The sequence below is a fragment of the Paenibacillus sp. genome (assembly GCF_035645235.1).
Classification (GTDB): domain Bacteria; phylum Bacillota; class Bacilli; order Paenibacillales; family YIM-B00363; genus Paenibacillus_AE.
This window is the reverse complement of the sequence record NZ_DASQMZ010000018.1, coordinates 1-18,320: the sequence shown is the minus strand read 5'-3', so window position 1 is coordinate 18,320 and position 18,320 is coordinate 1. Positions and strand designations below refer to the sequence as shown.

The window sequence follows — 18,320 nt, the reverse complement described above, 5'->3', positions numbered from 1 at the left end:
CGAATCGCCGTCAACAGCGCATCGTGGATGCGGCCGTTCGTCGCCGCGACGTCCCTTACGTGAAGTCCGTACGGCTCTCCGTTCATATCGGTCACGCGGCCCCCCGCCTCGTTCACGAGCAGCATGCCGGCGGCGATGTCCCATGCGTTGAGGTTCGGCTCCCAGAACCCGCTTAGCCGTCCCGCCGCGACGTATGCCAGATGCAGCGCCGCCGAGCCCGCCGAACGAATGTTGCGCACCTTCGGCGCGACCGCTTCGATCTGCTTTAACGCGAGCGGCAGGACGCGCTCCCGATCGGTCGGAAAGCCGGTGGCGACGAGGCTGTCCTCGAGCCGCTCCTCGGCCGAAACGTTCATGCGCTTGCCGCGGACGTAAGCGCCCTTGCCCTTCTCGGCGACGAACAGCTCGTCTCGCGACGGATCGTAGACGACGCCGACGATGACCTCGCCGCGGTGGGCGAGCGCGATCGACACGGAATAGAAAGGCAGTCCGTGGATAAAATTCGTCGTCCCGTCGATCGGATCGACGATCCAGACGTATTCCTCTTCCCGGATGCGCTCCAGCGCCAACCGAGACGCCTCCGCCCCGGGCTCCACGCCTTCTTCCCCTAAGATGGCGTGGGTCGGGAAATACGCCTGTATAATTTTGCGAATCAACAGTTCGGTTCCTTTATCCACTTCGGTGACGAGATCGTGCGGCGTCGTCTTGACGCGGACGTCCGTCGCCTGCCCTAGCTTGCTCTTCATGTATTCGCCCGCCTTGGACGCCATATTGACGGCGACCGCGGTGAACGATTTCCCGGTGACGGTGTACGTCTCCCGTTCGTATTGGCTCATCGGTCGTTTCTCTCTCCTCTACCTACGTTCGCTACTCATTTATACGCGAACCCGGAGTAACCGTTTCGCGCATTCGCCTTAAACAATCGGAAAAGGGCTCGCCGCCTCCCGACGACGAGCCCGATGTCACTTCTTGCGTAGTGCGCAAGGCCGGCTTATATGCCGACGATGTTATATCCGTTGTCGACGTAGATCACTTCGCCCGTAATCCCGCGCGACAGGTGGCTCATCAGGAACATCGCCGCGTCGCCGACCTCGGCTTGCTCCGTCGTCCGCCGCAGCGGCGCCTTCTCCTCCACCTGCTTGAGGATCGTATTGAAACCGCTGATGCCCTTCGCCGCCAACGTCCGGATCGGCCCCGCGGAAATCGCGTTCACGCGAATGTTGCTCGGGCCGAGGTCGGCCGCAAGGTAACGAACGCTCGCCTCGAGCGCCGCCTTCGCTACGCCCATGACGTTATAGTTTTTCATCGCGCGCTCGGCGCCCAGATACGTCATCGTCATGATGCTTCCGCCCTCCGTCATAAGCGGATGCATCCGCTGCGCGACCGCGACGAGCGAGTACGCGCTGATGTCGTGCGCGAGCGCGAAGCCGGCGCGGGACGTATCGACGTACATGCCTTCCAGCTCTTCCGTCTTCGCGAAGGCGATGCTGTGAACGAGCCCGTGCAGCACCCCGCAGCTTTCTTTGACCAGCTTCGCGAGATTGTCGATTTCTTCGTCCACGGTCACGTTGCACGGCAGCACCGTCGAGCCCGGGATCGTATCGGCGAGCTTCTTCACGCGTTCTTCGACGCGTTCGTTCTCATATGTAAAGACGAGCCGAGCTCCTTGCGCGGCTAGCGATTGCGCGATCGCCCATGCGATGCTGCGATCGTTCGCCACGCCCATAACGAGTATATTTTTGCCGTTCAATAGAGGTTCCATTCGGTTCGACTCCCTTTCATGTACAAGCTTCACACCCGTCTTCCAACGTAACCCAAGTTCGGGGGAAAAGCAAGAATGAAACTTGTCGAAACGCCGCGCCGCCCGAAAAAAAATTCGAACGGAGACTACAGCTCCACCATTGCGCCGCCCAGCCGTCGGACGCCCGGCTTCTCCGCGATCTCCTTGACGAGACGGAACAGGGCGTCGTCCTTCTGCTTCGCTTCGATCATCACGTCCAAGCGCGGTGTGTCCGCCGCGATCGCGCGCACGAACGCATAGAAATGATCCGCATTCACGTAATCCGCATGCCCGCGAGGGTCCTTCTCGCTCTTCGGGCTCGAGACGTGAATTTTCGGCGCGAGCAGCTCTTCCGAGACGGCCGCGGGCGCTTCCGCGACCGCGGTCCCGCCGCCGGAGACGGCGCGTTCGCTCGATGCCGCATCGGCGGAGGCGGTCGTAGAACGAGAGGCTTCCTCGATGCGAAGCCGTTCCGCTTCCCAGGTGGACCGAATGTCCGCCCAGAGTTCCTCGGCCTGTTCGCCCTCGTTATTGACCGCGTGATGGTGCAGGTCGAGCACCATCGGCACGCCGACCGCTTTGCACGCTTCTAGCGTCTCCTTCGCGGTGAACGTCTTGTCGTCGTTCTCGAGCGTAATCCGGTGCCGGATCCGGGCGGGCAGCTCGCCGAACTGCCGGAGAAACCGTTCGAACGCCTTCGCTTTGTCCCCGTACGTGCCGCCGATATGAATATTGCATTTGTACCGCTCATCGAGGCCCATGCGCTCGAGCATCGCCACATGCCAATCGAGGTCCTTCGCCGATTGCGCGAGCACCTCCTTGCGCGGGGAGCTGAGCACGGTGAAGTGATCGGGGTGGAAGCTCAGCCGCATGCCGTTCGTCTTCGCGTAGTCGCCCACCGCCCGGAAGTCGGGCTCCAGCACGTCCAGAGGGTCCCAGCCTTCGAGCAGCTCGTGCGTCAGCAGCGGAACGAGCTTAGAGGAGAGGCGGTACAGCGGGATGCCTTCCCCGCGATTGTGGCGCAGCAGGCGCAGCGTATTATGGAGATTTTCCGCCGCGATTCTCTCGAGCTTGCGGACGGCGGCTTCGCGGTCGGCGATCGTCTGGAAATGCGTCGCCGTCATCGTCTTGGACGGGGACGCGTTCTTAATATGTACGGACATGGCGACATAGCCGAATCGAACGATCATACAGGCGGGCACCTCCAGCGCAAGCATTCGAATGTCGATGCCGTTAGGATGCCCCATGCCCGGGAGGAATACGCTGCGGCCGACCGTGGAGCGCCGACCGCGGCCCGAAGCGGATATATAAAAAAACGCCGCCCGAAGGCGACGCTCTCTACTCGTCCGTGCCGTATTTGATGGCTTGCTTCTCCTCGTGGCGCTCGATCGCAAGCTGAATCAGCTCGTCGAGCAGATCGCTATACGGAAGGCCGCTCTCCTTCCAGAGGAGCGGATACATCGAGAAGGGGGTGAAGCCCGGCAGCGTATTGATTTCGTTAATCAACAGCTTGCCGTCGTCCTTCTTCAGAAAGAAGTCGACGCGCGACAGTCCGGAGCCGTCGATCGCCTGGAACGCGCGAACGGCCATCTCCTGCGCTTCCTGCGCCGTCTCGAGCGGAATGTCCGCGGGGATCGTCATGACCGACTTGCCGTCCACGTACTTCGCCTTGTAATCGTAAAACTCGCTCGAGGACGCGATCTCGCCGGGCACCGACGCGCGCGGCGAATCGTTGCCGAGCACGCTCACCTCGATCTCCCGGGCGTCGACGAATTCCTCTACGATAACTTTGCGGTCGAACTGGAACGCTTCGCGCACCGCCTCGATCAACTCTTCCCGGTTGCGCGCCTTCGAGACGCCGACGGAAGAACCGAGGTTCGCCGGCTTCACGAAGCATGGGTAACCGAGCGACATCTCGATTTCCATAAGGAAATACGAACGGTCGCGCTCCCATTGCTTGCGGGTGAAATACCGATAGACGCATTGCGGCAGCCCCTCGGAGGCGAACATCTTCTTCATGGCGACTTTATCCATGCCGACGGCGGAGGCGAGCACGCCCGCGCCGACGTACGGGATGTTCAGCATCTCGAACAGCCCCTGAATCGTGCCGTCCTCCCCGAACGTGCCGTGCAGCAGCGGGAAGGCGACGTCGACCTCCGGCGGCGCAACCGACGTCGGCGCTCCGGTCGCCGCGGCGACGCGAACCTCCTTCGCCCCGTCGACCGCGGGCGGCCCGCCCGCCAGCGAGCCGAATAACGGCGCGAGCGCTCGCGCGTCTTCGAGGGAGGCGCCGCCGTCCTCGAACGTCAACTGCTTCTTGTCGTCCACCGGAGCGAGCAGCTGCGGGCCCGCCCGCCAACCGCCTTGCTTCGTAATATAGAAAGGAAATACCTCGTATTTATCGAAATCGAACTCGCCGATGACCGCTTTCGCCGTGGACAACGACACGTCGTGTTCGCCGGATTTTCCCCCGTAAATGATGCCTACCCGTATTTTTTTGTTCATGGAACCCTCCGTCGTTCGCTTGATCGCGCGCGATTCGCGGCGCAGCGCCGCGATGGTGCGCGCCCGTGTACTCAAAACCCGTCCCGGATGCGGAAGAACCGGTACACCGTCCGATCCGTCCAGGCGTAGGAATCCCGATAATCCCAATACCGGCCGCGGCTGTTCGTCGTATGGGCGTTCACGAGCGGCTGACCCGCGCCGTCGGCGCCGGTCACGATGACGCTGTGCTCGAAGCGCCCGTCGCCGTCGAAGTCGTAGCAAATCACGTCCCCGATCGTCAACTCCCGAGCCGAGGCCGCTTGTTCGGCCGCCAGCCCGCCGCTGCGTTCGCCCATGAGATACCAATGGAGGGCATGCGCCACGCTCCAGCTGTAGCTCCAGAGCTCGCGTCCGCCCGAACGCCCGCGATACCACCAGCCCGATTCCCTCCCACCAGTATAGTTCATCGGCGCTCCCCCTGCATAGAGGCATTGCGACACATAGTTCGTGCAGTCGACGTCGAAATGAATGAATTGAGGGTTCGGCTCGTTCCAATGCCGGTCCGCGTACGCCCGCGCCGCCTCGCGGTCGTAACGATACGACCGTTCCCACGGCTCGGGCGCCGGCCTCCCGAGCACCCGCTCGTTGAGGAACGGCGCCGTGCGCATGCCCGGGGACGCCTCTCCGCCGAGCGTAACGGAAGGGCCGCCGCCTCCGTGGCGCTCCCGCACGATCGGCTCCGCGCGCGTTACCGTCCACTCCCCGTCCGGCGTTCGCAGCAGCGTGACGCGCTCGCGATCGACGCGCTCCTCCGCGTGCTCGACGCCCCGCGTACGCACGCGCGTCGTCCGGCGCAGGTCGATGTCGGCGACGACCTCCCGCTCGTCCTCCCGGACCCGGCGAATCGCAAGCCGGGTTTCCCCGCCGAGCGGCCTCGCGCCGCGCTCGGCGAAGCCGGCGGCCATCCGTTTCAGCCGCGCGCGTTCCCCGGGAGGCAAGCCGGGGCCGCTCGCCGCAAGCTCCGACTCTCGGACGTTGGCGGCGTTCACATATTCGTATAGTATCGGCTTCCAACTCATGGGATAGAGCCTCCTCCGAGAAAAGGGTCAAAATAAGTACCGGGACGCACCATGCTGTACGCATATGTATATGCGCCCGACAACCCCCGCATGAGGCAAATTTAGCCCTTTACCTGAACGTGCCGAGCGGCTATACTAAAGATAGTTGCAATAATGAAATCGTGTTTCATACCGTGAAACAACAGGACAATACCAACGCCGCCGTCACGGGTAGCGGGCGACGATGTTCCGCGCATGCGACAAGGTTTCGGAAGCGCAAAGTCATTTTCCGTAGAGAGGATGGGTTGTATATTATGGGTAATCGCGACCATTACGGCGTTCGCAAGACGTTGGCCGTAGGAGACAACCAGTTTCATTACTACTCGTTGAGCGACTTGGAGGCGAAATTCGAGGGCGTCTCGAAGCTTCCGTTCTCCATCAAGGTGCTGCTCGAGGCGGCGATCCGCCAATTCGACGGCCGCGCCATTACGGAGGAGCATGTCGCGCAAATCGCGAACTGGGCTTCCGGCAAAGACGACAATAAGGAAATTCCGTTCATTCCGTCCCGAATCGTCCTGCAGGACTTCACGGGCGTGCCGGTCGTCGTCGACTTGGCGGCGATGCGGGATACGGTCAAGAAGAAGGGCGGCGATCCGAAGAAGATCAACCCGCTCGTCCCGGTCGACCTCGTCATCGACCACTCGGTCATGGTCGACGCCTTCGGCACGACGAACGCGCTCGAGTATAATCAGAAGGTAGAGTTCGAGCGCAACGAAGAGCGTTACCGCTTCCTGCGCTGGGCGCAAACGGCGTTCGACAACTTCCGCGCGGTGCCTCCGGGCACGGGGATCGTGCATCAGGTCAACCTCGAGTATCTCGCGTCCGTTGCAGCCACCAAGAAGGTGGACGGCGAAACCGAGGTATTCCCGGACTCCCTCGTCGGCACGGACTCCCACACGACGATGATCAACGGTCTCGGCGTCGTCGGCTGGGGCGTCGGCGGCATCGAGGCGGAAGCCGGCATGCTCGGCCAGCCGCTCTACTTCGTCACGCCGGACGTCATCGGCTTTAAACTGACGGGCAAGCTCGCGGAAGGCGCCACGGCGACCGACCTCGCGCTTACCGTGACGCAGATGCTCCGCAAGAAGGGCGTCGTCGGCAAGTTCGTCGAGTTCTACGGCTCGGGCCTGAGCTCCATCACGCTCGCCGACCGCGCGACGGTCGCGAACATGGCGCCGGAGTACGGCGCGACGATCGGCTTCTTCCCGGTCGACGCGGAGACGCTGAACTACCTGCGCGGCACGGCTCGCAGCGAAGAGCAAGTCGCTCTTGTCGAAGCGTATTATAAGGCGCAAGGCATGTTCCGGACGGACAGCACGCCGGATCCGATCTTCACCGACACGATCGAGCTCGATCTCGGCACGGTCGTTCCGTCGCTCGCCGGCCCGAAGCGTCCGCAGGACCGCATCGAGCTGACGGCGATGAAAGAGACGTACAACGCGATCGTCCGCACGCCGGTCGATAAGGGCGGCTACGGCCTCAGCGAAGAGAAGCTCGCCGAAGTCGTCGACGTGAAGCACGAGGACGGCTCCGTGTCCAAGATGAAGAACGGCGCGGTCGTCATCGCGGCGATTACGTCCTGCACCAACACGTCCAACCCGAGCGTCATGGTCGGCGCGGGCCTCCTCGCGAAGAAGGCCGTCGAGCGCGGCCTGACGAAGCCGGGGTACGTGAAGAGCTCCCTCACGCCGGGCTCGCTCGTCGTTACGGAATACTTGAACAACGCCGGTCTCGTCGAGCCGCTCGAGGCGCTCGGCTTCCACGTAGCGGGCTACGGCTGCGCGACGTGCATCGGCAACTCCGGCCCGCTGCCGGACGAAGTGCAAGCCGCGATTACGGATAACGACCTGACGGTCGCCTCCGTCCTGTCCGGCAACCGGAACTTCGAAGGCCGCGTGCACCCGGCGGTCAAAGCGAACTACTTGGCTTCGCCGCCGCTCGTCGTCGCCTACGCGCTCGCCGGCACGGTCGACATCGACCTGACGACCGAGCCGATCGGCACCGACAAGAACGGCCAGCCGGTATACCTGAAGGACATCTGGCCGTCCTCGAAGGAAATTATGGACACGATGAACGCCGCGATGAACCCGGGCATCTATGCATCCAAGTACAGCGACGTGTTCCGGGCGAACCCGCGCTGGAACGAAATTCCGGTCGCCGAAGGCGAGCTTTACGAGTGGGACGACAAGTCGACGTACATCCAGAACCCGCCGTTCTTCACGAACCTCAGCGAGCAGCTGGACGACATCCAAGGCATCCAAGGCGCAAGAACGCTGGCGTTGATGGGCGATTCCGTCACGACGGACCACATCTCTCCGGCCGGCAGCATTAAGGCCGACTCGCCGGCGGGCAAATATTTGCTCGAGCACGGCGTGAAGAAGGAAGACTTCAACTCGTACGGCTCGCGCCGCGGCAACCACGAAGTCATGATGCGCGGCACGTTCGCCAACATCCGGATTCGGAACCAAGTCGCGCCGGGCACCGAGGGCGGCGTGACGAAGTATCTCCCGACGGGCGAAGTGATGCCGATCTACGACGCGGCGATGAAGTACCAGGCGGACGGTACGCCGACGGTCGTTCTCGCAGGGAAAGAGTACGGCACCGGCTCCTCCCGCGACTGGGCGGCGAAGGGCACGTTCCTGCTCGGCGCGAAGGCGGTCATCGCGGAAAGCTTCGAGCGGATTCACCGTTCCAACCTCGTCGGCATGGGCGTTCTCCCGCTGCAGTTCGTCGAAGGCCAAAGCTGGAAGACGCTCGGCATCGACGGCACGGAGACGTTCGATATCGAGGGCCTCAGCAACGACGTAAAGCCGGGCCAGACGGTTAAGGTGAAGGCGACGCGCACGGACGGTTCCTCGTTCGAGTTCGACGCGATCGTGCGCCTCGACTCGATGGTCGACGTCGACTACTACCGCAACGGCGGCATCCTGCAGACGGTACTGCGCCAGTTGATGGCGTAAATCTTTTTCGGAAAATGCTTCCCCAAGGCTCCCCTTCGAATCGCGAAGGGGAGCCTTTTCTGTCGGGCGCGGACGCGCAAAGACGCCCTCCCGCGGCTATGCCGCGGGGAGGGCGTCTCGGTGCGTCGTGCTTTATTATTTCAACATCTTTCCCATCCGCCGCGCCGACTCCATGACGATCGGCGCGATCTCGCGCATCTTGTCGAGGTGGAGCCGGTTCGACGGCCCGGAGACGGCGATCGCCGCGGCGAGCCGGCCGGCGCCCGCGAAGATGGGGGCAGACACGGCGGCCGCGCCCGGTTCCCGCTCCTCGACGCTCGTCGCATAGCCGAGGGCGCGAATGTCCTCGAGCCCGCGAAGGAAGGCGGCGCGATTCACCGTCGCCGGCCAGCCCGGACCGCTCATCAGCCCGTCGCGTACGCGCTCCTCCGCGAAGGCGAGCAGCACCTTGCTGGACGCGCCGACGTACAGCGGCAATCGCGCCCCGACCGGCGCGACCCGGCGTATCGCTTGGCGGCTTTGCACGGCCTGAATCCGGATGCGCTCGTTGCCTTCCCGGATGTATAAGCTGATCGTCTCGCCGACGAGATCGCGAAGCCGCTCCATCTCCGGCAGCAACAGCGTGCCGGGGTCGTCCGACTGCCCGGACAGCTGGGCGGACAGCTCCCATACCCGAAAGCCGAGCGAATATTTCTCCGTCGCCGCGTCGCGCACGAGGAAGCCTTTGCCTTCGAGCGAGGCGAGCAGCCGGTGCACGGTACTCTTGTGCAGGCCGACCTTCTCCGCGATCTCCGTCATGCCGAGGCTGGAATGCTCCGTAAAAACCAATAAAATATCCAAAGCGCGCTCGACCGCGCGTACCGTCAGTTTGCCGTCCTCCATCGTTCGACCCCCGTATTTCCCTATTCGTTCCGTGGAGTGAAACTCTTTTTCATGTTTTCAGTATACCACGTCCGTCGGTGTCGTAAAGACCTGAATCCCCTACCGAAACACGCAACCGCACGACCGGCTCGTCGGCACCCCGGTCCTTCGTCCCGGTTCGAATGTTACAGCCGTTTTACAATCGTCTTACAATTCAGTCGAATCCGTTGACCGTCGGTCGAGCCTCCCGTACTATGAAATTAATAGCATTAAACAAGGAGGCTCGCCCTATGGATTCAATCACTTCGACGCCATCGCCTCTCTCAAACCACACATACGGAAGCGCTTACAATACAGCTCCTGCAACCGGGGCGGGCTCGTTCGGCTCGCTCCCGCTCGATCCCCGCCGGCTTCGCCGACGCAGCGTCTGGTCCTCGGTCGCCGGATTGCTTCTGGCCTTCGCGCTGCTCGCCGTCATCGGCGTCGTCTCCATCTATGCGTACATCGCGTGGGTGCTCGCCCGCCCCGACGTCGCGCCGCTGCAATCCGACCCTGCCCGGGCCGTCGGTCTGGCCTACGAAGACATCTCCTTCTTCTCCGACAACGGCGATCACCGCTTAGACGGCTGGTACATTCCTGTCGCCTCCGTCGACGACCCCGCCAAGCACTCCGCCAAGACGATCGTCTTCTCGCACGGCTACGGTGGCAATCGGGAAGAAATTTGGGTGCCGATCTACGAGCTTGCGCGATTCGCCCACGAACAAGGTTATAACGCCCTCATGTTCGATTACGGCTACGTCTATAACGACGACCGGGTCGTCACCGGCGGCGCGAAGGAATCGAGCGACCTGATCGGTGCCGTTCGGTACGCGAAATCCCGCGGCGCGGACGAGGTCGTCGTCTGGGGCTTCTCGATGGGCGCCGGCACGGCGCTCCAAGCGGCGCTGCGCACCGGCGACATCGACGCCATGATTCTCGACAGCACGTTCGTGCTCGAGCCCGATACGCTCTACCATAACTTGAAGCAATACGCCGACCTCCCGCGCGAGCCGTCCCTAACGCTGCTGCGCTGGCTGTACCCGCTCGTGAACGGCTCCGGCCTCGGCGACGTTCCGTACCAGAAAATTAAAAATACCGCCTACGACGTGCCGACGCTCATGATCCACGGCACCCTCGACGAGCGTTCGCCCTACGATATCATCCGCGGCATCGCCCGAAATCAGACGGCGGCGAACGAGGCGTCCGAGTTTTGGCTCGTGCCCAACGCGACGCATGAACTCGTCTATCGCAAAGACAAACCGGAATATATATCGCGCGCGACGGCGTTCTTGGAGCGCGTCGCGAGCGAATAAATTCGTCAAACGCCGGTCTGCCGTCGGCACCGACAGGAAGAAGCCGAGCGCGCCGCGCCCGGCTTCTTCATTCCTGTCTGCTACCGAACCAGCGACAAAAACTCCGTCCGCAGCGCCGCATCCGTCCGGAAACGGCCGCGCACCGCCGACGTGATCGTCTTCGCCCCCGGCTTCTTCACGCCCCGCGCGCACATGCACATGTGCTCGCCCTCGACGACGACCATCGTCCCGTGCGGCTGCAGCACTTCCTCGAAAATATCGGCGATCTGCGACGTAATGCGCTCCTGCACCTGCAGCTTGCGCGTCACCGCCTCCACGAGCCTCGCGAATTTGCTGAGGCCCGCAATGCGGCCGCTCGGAATGTACCCGATATGCACATGGCCGAAGAACGGCGCCATATGGTGCTCGCATTGCGAGAAATACACGATATCCTTCACGATCACGAGCTCTTCATGACGTTCGTCGAACGTCACGCCGATCACCTCGCGCGGATCGACCTCGTAGCCCGCGAAAATTTCCTCGTACATCTTCCGCACGCGCTTCGGCGTCTCCAAGAGGCCCTCGCGGTCCGGATCTTCCCCGATCAAGCGCAAAATTTCGCGGATATGCCCTTCGATCAGCTCCGCGTTCTCGTTCGCCAAGGAATTAATATAAGTTTTCACGTCCGCGTTCGGATTGCTCGGTTCGAACCGATTCGCCTCGGCCATCCCGCACACCGCCCATCTCTAATTTACTTGCGGCGCCGACCCGGACCGCCTTGATTGCGCAGCATCTGCTGCATCTGATTCATCTGCTTCTGATTGACGTTGTAGCCCATCTTCTTGGCCATCTCGCGCAGCATCTCCGGATTGCTCTGCATCGCTTCCATCTGCCTGCGCAAGTAATAAACCCCTATAAAGAAACCGCCGATCAAGCCGACGACGAGCGTGACGATCGGAATGACGATATCGTACCATGCCATAGCGCAACCCACCCTGTTCTTTCGGAAAATGTTTCTTCAAACTGCTATCATCATAGCATGTCCCGCCGCCGCGACACAAACTTCGCGCCCGCCCAAAACGGGAAAGAGACGGCTCGCCGCCGCCCCTTCACAGTAACACCGCTTCGATGAACAAGGTCGGGTGCTTCGCGAGGTCGAACTCCTTGACCTCGAACTGTCCGTCCTCGTTCTTGACGACGCGCACGACCGGCCGGCTCGGAAGGCCCCGATGCTGTCCGACGACGACGCCGACTTCCTTGTTCGTCAGCCGCACCGACGCGCCGGTCGGGTACACCGACACCGTCTTTAAAAATTCGATCAGCACGTCCTTGTCGAGCGCCCGTCCGGCCATCGCCATCATGCGCTCGCACGCCTCGTGCGGCAAGATGCGCCGTCCCTTCTCGTCAAGGCCTGATACGAGATTGTCGTACGTATTCGCCACCGCGACGATCTTCGCGTAAATATGGATCGCGTCGCCCGCGAGGCCGCGCGGCAATCCGGTGCCGTCCACGTGCTCATGGTGCTGGAACGCGGCGTGCGCGATCAGCAGACTGTATTCGCGCTTGAGCTTCAGCGTCTCGAAGCCTCTCCACGTATGGTGGCGCCGCCGGTCGGCATCCTCGTCGTCGGCCGGGAGGGCGCCGACCTTCCCGATATCGTGAAGAAGCGCGCCGATCGCGAGCTCCTTCATCTGCGTCGGCGTAAAGCCCATGTTCATGCCGACGACGGACGACATCATGCACACGTTCATCGCGTGCACATAATCGGCGTTTTCCTTCGAACGGATATCCGAGAGGTGAATGAGCACGTCCCGGTTTTTCATAATATCGTCCAGCAGCGAATCGATCGTAACGCTGACTTGTTTCGTATTGAATTCCTTGCCCGAACGAACCGTATTAAACACTTCGTTCATCTGGCGCATGACGGCCCGCTTCGTCTCTTCGGAGATGACCTCCGGAATTTCGATATCGTCGTAGTGCTCGTCCTTCACGTAGACGAACGTAACGCCGATGCGGTTCAGCGTACTGATCATATAGACGGTTAACTGTACGCCTTCGCTGAGCAGCACCGCGCCGTTGCTGGAAAAGATCGTTCGGCCCAAATATTGCCCAGGCTCCAATGCGTCGATCGGAACGTATCTCACGTTATCATCTGCTCCTCGAGCGTTCCTCGAATGGTTTCTTCCCCATCATATCATGATTGACGGTTGTCATTCATCGCTTTTTTGATCGCTTCCTTCGCCTCGGCATCGGCTTCGGTCGCGTACGCCTCCCGCAGCGCGGAAATCGCTTCGTCCCCTCCGATGCGGCCGAGCGCCCAGGCGGCCGTTCCGCGGATGACCGGACGCTCGTCCTTTCGGACGAGGTCGATCAGCTCCGGAACGGCGCTCGCGTCTTTAAAGTTGCCGAGCGCGATGATCGCGTTGCGCTGAATCGGCTTCTTGCCGCGCCAGGCCGCCGCGCTCGCGCCGAACCGCTCCTTGAATTCGCGGTTCGACATGCGCAGGAGCGGCTTGAGGAGCGGCTTGGCGATCTCCGGATCCGGCTGCAGCTCCGGGTGGTGCGCCCAGTTGTAGCCCTTGTTCTTCGGGCAGACGATCTGGCACGTGTCGCAGCCGTACAGCCGGTTGCCGATCTTGCGTTTCATCTCGTCGTCGACGAAGCCCTTCGTCTGCGTCACGAACGATACGCACCGCGACGCGTCGAGCTCGCCCTTGCCGACCAGCGCGCCGGTCGGGCAAGCGTCGATACAGATCGTGCAGTCGCCGCAGCTGTCCGCTACCTTCGTGTCCGGCGGGAACGGGATGTCCGTGATCATCTCTCCGAGGTACACCCAGGAACCGAATTCCGGGGTAATGACGGAACAGTTGTTGCCGTACCAGCCGATGCCGGCCCGCTCCGCGACGGCGCGGTCCACGAGCGCGCCCGTGTCGACCATCGACTCGACGCGGCATTCCGGCACGAGCGTCTTCAGGAGCGTCTCGAGCCGCGCCATCCGGCCGCGCAGCACGTTATGGTAGTCTTCGCCCCAAGCCGACCTGGCGAGGATGCCCCGGTACGCGCCCGGCTCCGACTTCGGCGGCGACTTCATCTTCGACGGATACGCCACCGCGATCGACAGGATCGATCGCGGCTCGCCGCCGGGGAAGCTGAGCCTCGGGTCGATCCGCTTCTCGAGATCGGGCTCCTCGAAGCCGGATTCCCGCCCCGCTTCGCGGTGGCGCTTCAGCACGTCGAACAGCTCCGCGAACGGTTCGGCCGACGCGAAGCCGAGCTTGTCGATGCCGAGCTTCGGGGCCTCCTCGAGCAGACGGCGCTTGAGCTCGAGCCATCGGTCCTTTTCCGACACTTCATGTCCCTCCTGTCTCCATCCTTGTATCGAATCCGCTTATAACGAAGACCCGGTCGCAGGAACGCGCAGCCGGGCCGTCAGGGGACGTGTCTCGTTTTCCAAAGTTCGTAATACCTTAACGCCTCCTCGTCCTGGAACGGAGCGGCCTTCTCCCGCATACGCCGCAGCAGCGCGTCCAAGCCGCCCTTCACCTTCGCTTCGACGAGCGGGGGGTATTGGTACAGCGCGCGATGGGTGCGGTATTCCTCCTCGTCCACGACGTGGATCGTGCCGTCCGGCAGCCGGATCGCGTCAAGATCGTAGTCGATATACGTGACCGTATCGTCGTAATGCGTGAAGGGCGAAGCGATATTACAATAATACCGCACCCCGGACGACTCGAGCAACGCGACGATATTGAACCACTGCCCCGGCAAGAAATACGTCACGCCGGGCACGCGGCTCACCCATTCCTTCCCGTCGGCTTCGCGGATGCGCGTGCCATGATTTATATAGACGCGCAATTGCTCCTCCGCGTGCAGCGGATGCAGCGCCTCCTGCGGAACGGGCCAATTCTCGTACCAGATGCGGTGGATATGTCCGTTATGTTTGAAACTTTTGATGACCGCGTTATCGACCGATGCCATATGTCAAACACCTTCCATGCTCGTAAAAGAAACAAAAAGCATATCGGCCTCCGATACGCTTCAAATTTTATATATGAATCTTACTATATTATAATTATGTGCCCGCCACAATGCTAAGTTTCTTGAAAGCTTTCGTGAAGGAACGGAGCGGGTCGAATCCGAGCGACTCGAACACCGGAAGCACCGGCTCGTTGTGCACGTCCACCGGGACGAGGATGCGATTTACTTTGCGCTCGACGAAGCGTTCTTGCAGCGCCTGAATCAGCGCCTTGCCTACACCCTTGCGGCGATGGAACGGATCGACCGCGATGCGATAATAATAACCGTCGTTATTGTCGATCGTGCCGATCACGACGCCGACGATCAACGTCTCCGCCCGAGCGACCATCACGAGGCTGCTGTCCCACGAAAGCTGACGGGCGAACGCCTCCATCGTATCGTGGAAGCAGTCTTCCGAGAGGGAGTTTTCCATCAGTTGCGTCACTTCGGCATAATCCGACAATTGAAACGAGCGAACGTGCATGTGCTTCTCTCCCAGCTTTCCAAAGTTGTAATATAACAAATACGACAAAATTCTTCAAATTCCTTTTCATTTGTTAAAATACCGTAAAAAATTCGCGATTTTTCGCGGATTGTTCGTGTTAGCGCTTTATTTGAAGCGTTTTCATTGGTTTTCGTGTATGTTTTTTGGAAAACGGCGCAACCTAATGTCCGGTATCGAAGCCGAACCCTTCGCAGAGAGGAGGTACATCCCGGCATGGCGCAGACCCCATTGCGGTTGCTGCAGGAGCTGACGAGCGTTCCGATCGAACGATGGTCGGAGGAGGAGCTCCGCGAATATCATTACGTGTTAAGCGACGTGTCGCCATGGCTGAACGCGCAAGGCGTCTCGCTGCATCATCAAGTCATCGACGAGCTGATGGGGCGCGACAAAGCGTCGACGGCGAGCGCGACTTTAGAAACATAAATGTTGATTTATTCGAGACCTTGGAGGATAATGGATTTGATTCTACAATACTTACTATTGGGAGGAATGCTGCTCATGCCACACCAATTGCCACCGTTGCCGTACCCGAACAACGCGCTTGAACCGCACATCGACGAGACGACGATGATGATTCACCACGACCGCCACCATGCGACGTACGTGAACAGCCTCAACGCCGCGCTCGAAAAATATCCGGAGCTGCAGGACAAGTCCGTCGAGGCTCTGATCTCCGATCTGAACGCGGTGCCGGAAGACATCCGCACGGCGGTCCGCAACCACGGCGGCGGCCACTCGAACCACTCGATCTTCTGGTCGACGATCGGCCCGAACGGCGGCGGCGAGCCGACCGGCGCGCTGAAGGCCGCGATCGACAGCGAGCTCGGCGGCTACGACGCGTTCAAAGAAGCATTCACGAAAGCCGCTACGACGCGCTTCGGCTCCGGCTGGGCGTGGCTGTCGGTCGACGCGTCCGGCAAGCTCGTCGTCTCCAGCACGGCGAACCAAGACAGCCCGTACATGGAAGGCGCTACGCCGCTCCTTGGCATCGACGTATGGGAGCATGCGTACTACCTGAAGTACCAAAACAAGCGTCCGGACTATATCGGCGCATTCTTCAACGTCATCGACTGGAACGCGGTCAACGCGCGCTACGAAGCGGCGAAGAAGTAAGAAGCTTTATCGAAAAAGGGGCCGTCCCGTCATGGGACAGCCCCTTTTCCATTGTCCCTTAGGCTAGGAAGCCCTCTGCTTTGAGCATCCGCACGAACACGTTCGGCAACGGATGCCGCGCCAGGCCGTCGCGGTCGACCCAACGGTACGGCTCCGGCGGCTCGGCGGCAAGCGCGGCCGCGGCAGCCGTAAACCGGTGCACCCGCACGTTCCAATGAATGTGGCTGAACGTGTGCTCGTACGTGCCGGCCGACCCCGTCGGGCGTACGGCGGCCGCGCCCAGCGCTTCGCCCAGCCAGCCGGCCAGCGCGTCGCCGAGGTCGGCGTCGGCTTGCGCGGGCGACCAGCCCGCGGCGCCGAATTCGACGTGGGGCGGCTCCCACATGTCGGCGAGCAGTCCCTCCGCCGGACGCCTCCGCAGCAGCACGCGCTCGCCGCGCTCGTCGACGACGAACGCGCAGGCGCGATACTCCGGCCGCGGCGGCTTCGCCTTCGTCTTGATCGGCAGCGACTCCTCCTTCCCTTCGAGCCGTCCCGCGCAGCGCGCCATGACCGGACACGTCAAGCAATGCGGCGACTTCGGCGTGCACACGAGCGCGCCGAGCTCCATAATCGCCTGATTGAAGTCGGACGCCTCCCCTTCCGGAATGAGCTCGTACTGCAGCCGCTCCATCATCGCGCGGGTGCCCCCCTTGGCGATGTCCTCCTCGATGCAGAAGTACCGCGACAGCACCCGCATCACATTGCCGTCGACCGCCGGCTCCCGGCGATTGAAGGCGATGCTCATGACCGCGCCCGCCGTATACGGCCCTACGCCCTTCAAGGCGGCGAAGCGCTCCTTCGCGTCCGGCACTTCCCCGCCGTACCGCTCCGCCACTTCTCTCGCCGCGGCTTGCAGGTTGCGCGCGCGCGAATAGTAGCCGAGCCCTTCCCACGCCTTCAGCACCGTTTCCTCCGGCGCCTCGGCGAGCGCCTCGACCGTCGGAAACAGCGAGACGAACCGCTCGAAATACGGCTTCACCGTCTCCACCCTCGTCTGCTGCAGCATGACTTCCGATACCCAAATATGATAAGGATTCCGCGTTCTTCGCCACGGCAGGTCGCGCTTGTGCGCGCGATACCAAGCCAGCAGCTCGCGGCTGAAAACCAGCTTCGCGTCTTCGTCGAACATCGCGTCGATTCCCCTTCCCCTGGAAGCAAAACAAAGGAGCGGCTCGTTGCCGCTCCTTCGCATTATAATCGGGAACCCGTCCGTTGAGAAGAGCCGGGGCGAAACTATCGCCGCGCGCGCCTCTACGAATTGGAGCGGCCGAAGGCGAGCATGCGCTCGGCTTGCATGCGCAGCCGGCGGTGCAGCGGCTTCGGGCGCGTCCATTCGTCGAGCCGCGCGGCGGCGTGCCGGTATCGTTGGAGCGCCCAGAGCCCCCCGAGGAGCAGCGCCGCCGCAGCCGGGAGCAGGACGCCCGGCCCGAACCAGCTCCAGCAGCAGCCTACGGCGATACACACTGTCGTGGACTGGATCGGCATAATCGTCTGCGGCTCGGTAGCGGCCGTTCGCTCGGCCTTAAAGCGGTCGTATTCGTACCGCGACACCGACAGCAGCCGCGGATGAGAACGGAACGCCGCTACGAGCGCCAAAGCGGCGACAGCCAGCCACGGCAGCGCCCGCGGGCCTTGCCAAGCGCCCATCCCCGCGGTCCACAGCGCCGCGTCGATGACCGTCTTCACCCCGACGAGCGTCGTGCCGACGACGATCCAGCCCGCCACGCGGCCGGCGCGGCGCCGCAGCGCGCTGCGCACCGGCGCGCGCACGAGCCGGCTCGCCGCGAACGCCGCGTACCACCATATCAACAGCAGCGACAGTTCGCTGATCCGGGCGAACGTAAACCATTGCTCCATCATCTTGAGCCTCCGCATCGCGAATGTTTTCCTAGTATGTTACTACTGTACGCTTGTCCTCCGCTTTCAAGAACGGGCTTCGGCCCGGACGGCGTCCCCGTCGTTAGTCGCGTTCGGCGACCGCAAAGGCGCTTGCCCACCCGTCCGCATGCGAGATCGACACGTGCAGTCGCAACCCCTCCGCGACGCGGCGCGCCACGCGGCAGCACGGCTTGCCGCGCTCGTCCGGCAGCACCTCTACGTCGCGGAACG

18 protein-coding genes are annotated in these 18,320 nt (G+C 62.2%); 4 read left to right on the top strand and 14 right to left on the bottom strand.

Annotation, left to right across the window (positions count from 1 at the left end):
- The 5 genes from VEZ38_RS01690 to VEZ38_RS01670 all read right to left on the bottom strand — a co-directional run.
- A partial coding sequence (locus VEZ38_RS01690; RefSeq protein WP_324891324.1) for an inositol monophosphatase family protein occupies positions 1-836 on the bottom strand: 836 nt, incomplete at its 3' end.
- 155 nt (positions 837-991) lie between these two features.
- A complete protein-coding gene (gene fabI, locus VEZ38_RS01685; protein WP_324891322.1) occupies positions 992-1,762 on the bottom strand; it encodes an enoyl-ACP reductase FabI in 771 nt (256 codons plus the stop codon).
- A 125-nt stretch (positions 1,763-1,887) separates the two neighbouring features.
- Positions 1,888-2,970, bottom strand: coding sequence for a UV DNA damage repair endonuclease UvsE (gene uvsE / locus VEZ38_RS01680; protein ID WP_324891320.1), 1,083 nt, complete (start codon positions 2,968-2,970; stop codon positions 1,888-1,890).
- 148 nt (positions 2,971-3,118) lie between these two features.
- Positions 3,119-4,285, bottom strand: a complete 1,167-nt coding sequence (locus VEZ38_RS01675; protein WP_324891318.1) for a D-alanine--D-alanine ligase — start codon at positions 4,283-4,285, stop codon at positions 3,119-3,121.
- A gap of 71 nt (positions 4,286-4,356) precedes the next feature.
- Positions 4,357-5,343 carry an amidase domain-containing protein gene (locus tag VEZ38_RS01670; RefSeq protein WP_324891316.1) on the bottom strand — a complete coding sequence of 329 codons (987 nt, stop codon included), beginning with the start codon at positions 5,341-5,343 and terminating at the stop codon, positions 4,357-4,359.
- Positions 5,344-5,636: 293 nt separating this feature from the next.
- Here VEZ38_RS01670 and acnA point away from each other — a divergent pair, with 293 nt between their 5' ends.
- On the top strand, positions 5,637-8,342 hold the full coding sequence (gene acnA / locus VEZ38_RS01665) for an aconitate hydratase AcnA (protein ID WP_324891314.1): 2,706 nt from the start codon (positions 5,637-5,639) through the stop codon (positions 8,340-8,342).
- Between the two features lie 135 nt (positions 8,343-8,477).
- On the opposite strand, the gene VEZ38_RS01660 is transcribed toward acnA, so the two are convergent.
- Positions 8,478-9,224 carry an IclR family transcriptional regulator gene (locus tag VEZ38_RS01660; protein WP_324891312.1) on the bottom strand — a complete coding sequence of 249 codons (747 nt, stop codon included), beginning with the start codon at positions 9,222-9,224 and terminating at the stop codon, positions 8,478-8,480.
- A gap of 269 nt (positions 9,225-9,493) precedes the next feature.
- Here VEZ38_RS01660 and VEZ38_RS01655 point away from each other — a divergent pair, with 269 nt between their 5' ends.
- Positions 9,494-10,555, top strand: a complete 1,062-nt coding sequence (locus VEZ38_RS01655) for an alpha/beta hydrolase (RefSeq protein WP_324891310.1) — start codon at positions 9,494-9,496, stop codon at positions 10,553-10,555.
- Between the two features lie 80 nt (positions 10,556-10,635).
- On the opposite strand, the gene folE is transcribed toward VEZ38_RS01655, so the two are convergent.
- From folE to VEZ38_RS01625, 6 genes are all read right to left on the bottom strand, one after another.
- Positions 10,636-11,262 carry a GTP cyclohydrolase I FolE gene (folE, locus tag VEZ38_RS01650; RefSeq protein WP_324891308.1) on the bottom strand — a complete coding sequence of 209 codons (627 nt, stop codon included), beginning with the start codon at positions 11,260-11,262 and terminating at the stop codon, positions 10,636-10,638.
- A gap of 23 nt (positions 11,263-11,285) precedes the next feature.
- The gene (locus VEZ38_RS01645; protein WP_324891306.1) at positions 11,286-11,516 is read right to left on the bottom strand and encodes a YneF family protein; all 231 of its coding nucleotides are present in this window, start codon (positions 11,514-11,516) and stop codon (positions 11,286-11,288) included.
- Between the two features lie 127 nt (positions 11,517-11,643).
- Positions 11,644-12,678: an HD-GYP domain-containing protein gene (locus VEZ38_RS01640; RefSeq protein WP_324891303.1), complete on the bottom strand. Its 1,035-nt coding sequence runs from the start codon at positions 12,676-12,678 to the stop codon at positions 11,644-11,646.
- A 50-nt stretch (positions 12,679-12,728) separates the two neighbouring features.
- On the bottom strand, positions 12,729-13,883 hold the full coding sequence (gene queG / locus VEZ38_RS01635; RefSeq protein WP_324891301.1) for a tRNA epoxyqueuosine(34) reductase QueG: 1,155 nt from the start codon (positions 13,881-13,883) through the stop codon (positions 12,729-12,731).
- Between the two features lie 80 nt (positions 13,884-13,963).
- A complete protein-coding gene (locus VEZ38_RS01630; protein ID WP_324891299.1) occupies positions 13,964-14,512 on the bottom strand; it encodes a DUF402 domain-containing protein in 549 nt (182 codons plus the stop codon).
- A 94-nt stretch (positions 14,513-14,606) separates the two neighbouring features.
- The gene (locus VEZ38_RS01625) at positions 14,607-15,035 is read right to left on the bottom strand and encodes a GNAT family N-acetyltransferase (RefSeq protein ID WP_324891297.1); all 429 of its coding nucleotides are present in this window, start codon (positions 15,033-15,035) and stop codon (positions 14,607-14,609) included.
- Positions 15,036-15,269: 234 nt separating this feature from the next.
- Between VEZ38_RS01625 and VEZ38_RS01620 the strand changes: the two genes are divergently transcribed.
- Entirely contained in the window at positions 15,270-15,479 is a 210-nt protein-coding gene (locus VEZ38_RS01620; protein WP_324891295.1) for a hypothetical protein, read from the top strand.
- A 75-nt stretch (positions 15,480-15,554) separates the two neighbouring features.
- The gene (locus tag VEZ38_RS01615; RefSeq protein WP_324891293.1) at positions 15,555-16,169 is read left to right on the top strand and encodes a superoxide dismutase; all 615 of its coding nucleotides are present in this window, start codon (positions 15,555-15,557) and stop codon (positions 16,167-16,169) included.
- 58 nt (positions 16,170-16,227) lie between these two features.
- Here the strand turns inward: VEZ38_RS01615 and mutY are convergent, their stop codons facing one another.
- Positions 16,228-17,340, bottom strand: a complete 1,113-nt coding sequence (mutY, locus tag VEZ38_RS01610; RefSeq protein ID WP_324891291.1) for an A/G-specific adenine glycosylase — start codon at positions 17,338-17,340, stop codon at positions 16,228-16,230.
- Between the two features lie 122 nt (positions 17,341-17,462).
- Entirely contained in the window at positions 17,463-18,071 is a 609-nt protein-coding gene (locus VEZ38_RS01605; protein ID WP_324891289.1) for a hypothetical protein, read from the bottom strand.
- Positions 18,072-18,320 lie beyond the last annotated feature (249 nt).

Excerpts from the sequence above, each read along its gene's own strand:
- VEZ38_RS01675 (WP_324891318.1), bottom strand. The coding sequence starts at position 4,285 with ATGAACAAAAAAATACGGGTAGGCATCATTTACGGGGGAAAATCCGGC.
- VEZ38_RS01605 (WP_324891289.1), bottom strand. The coding sequence starts at position 18,071 with ATGATGGAGCAATGGTTTACGTTCGCCCGGATCAGCGAACTGTCGCTG.
- folE (WP_324891308.1), bottom strand. The coding sequence starts at position 11,262 with ATGGCCGAGGCGAATCGGTTCGAACCGAGCAATCCGAACGCGGACGTG.
- acnA (WP_324891314.1), top strand. The coding sequence starts at position 5,637 with ATGGGTAATCGCGACCATTACGGCGTTCGCAAGACGTTGGCCGTAGGA.
- VEZ38_RS01625 (WP_324891297.1), bottom strand. The coding sequence starts at position 15,035 with ATGCACGTTCGCTCGTTTCAATTGTCGGATTATGCCGAAGTGACGCAA.
- VEZ38_RS01620 (WP_324891295.1), top strand. The coding sequence starts at position 15,270 with ATGGCGCAGACCCCATTGCGGTTGCTGCAGGAGCTGACGAGCGTTCCG.
- VEZ38_RS01630 (WP_324891299.1), bottom strand. The coding sequence starts at position 14,512 with ATGGCATCGGTCGATAACGCGGTCATCAAAAGTTTCAAACATAACGGA.
- mutY (WP_324891291.1), bottom strand. The coding sequence starts at position 17,340 with ATGTTCGACGAAGACGCGAAGCTGGTTTTCAGCCGCGAGCTGCTGGCT.
- VEZ38_RS01655 (WP_324891310.1), top strand. The coding sequence starts at position 9,494 with ATGGATTCAATCACTTCGACGCCATCGCCTCTCTCAAACCACACATAC.
- VEZ38_RS01615 (WP_324891293.1), top strand. The coding sequence starts at position 15,555 with ATGCCACACCAATTGCCACCGTTGCCGTACCCGAACAACGCGCTTGAA.
- VEZ38_RS01660 (WP_324891312.1), bottom strand. The coding sequence starts at position 9,224 with ATGGAGGACGGCAAACTGACGGTACGCGCGGTCGAGCGCGCTTTGGAT.
- VEZ38_RS01645 (WP_324891306.1), bottom strand. The coding sequence starts at position 11,516 with ATGGCATGGTACGATATCGTCATTCCGATCGTCACGCTCGTCGTCGGC.
- uvsE (WP_324891320.1), bottom strand. The coding sequence starts at position 2,970 with ATGATCGTTCGATTCGGCTATGTCGCCATGTCCGTACATATTAAGAAC.
- fabI (WP_324891322.1), bottom strand. The coding sequence starts at position 1,762 with ATGGAACCTCTATTGAACGGCAAAAATATACTCGTTATGGGCGTGGCG.
- VEZ38_RS01670 (WP_324891316.1), bottom strand. The coding sequence starts at position 5,343 with ATGAGTTGGAAGCCGATACTATACGAATATGTGAACGCCGCCAACGTC.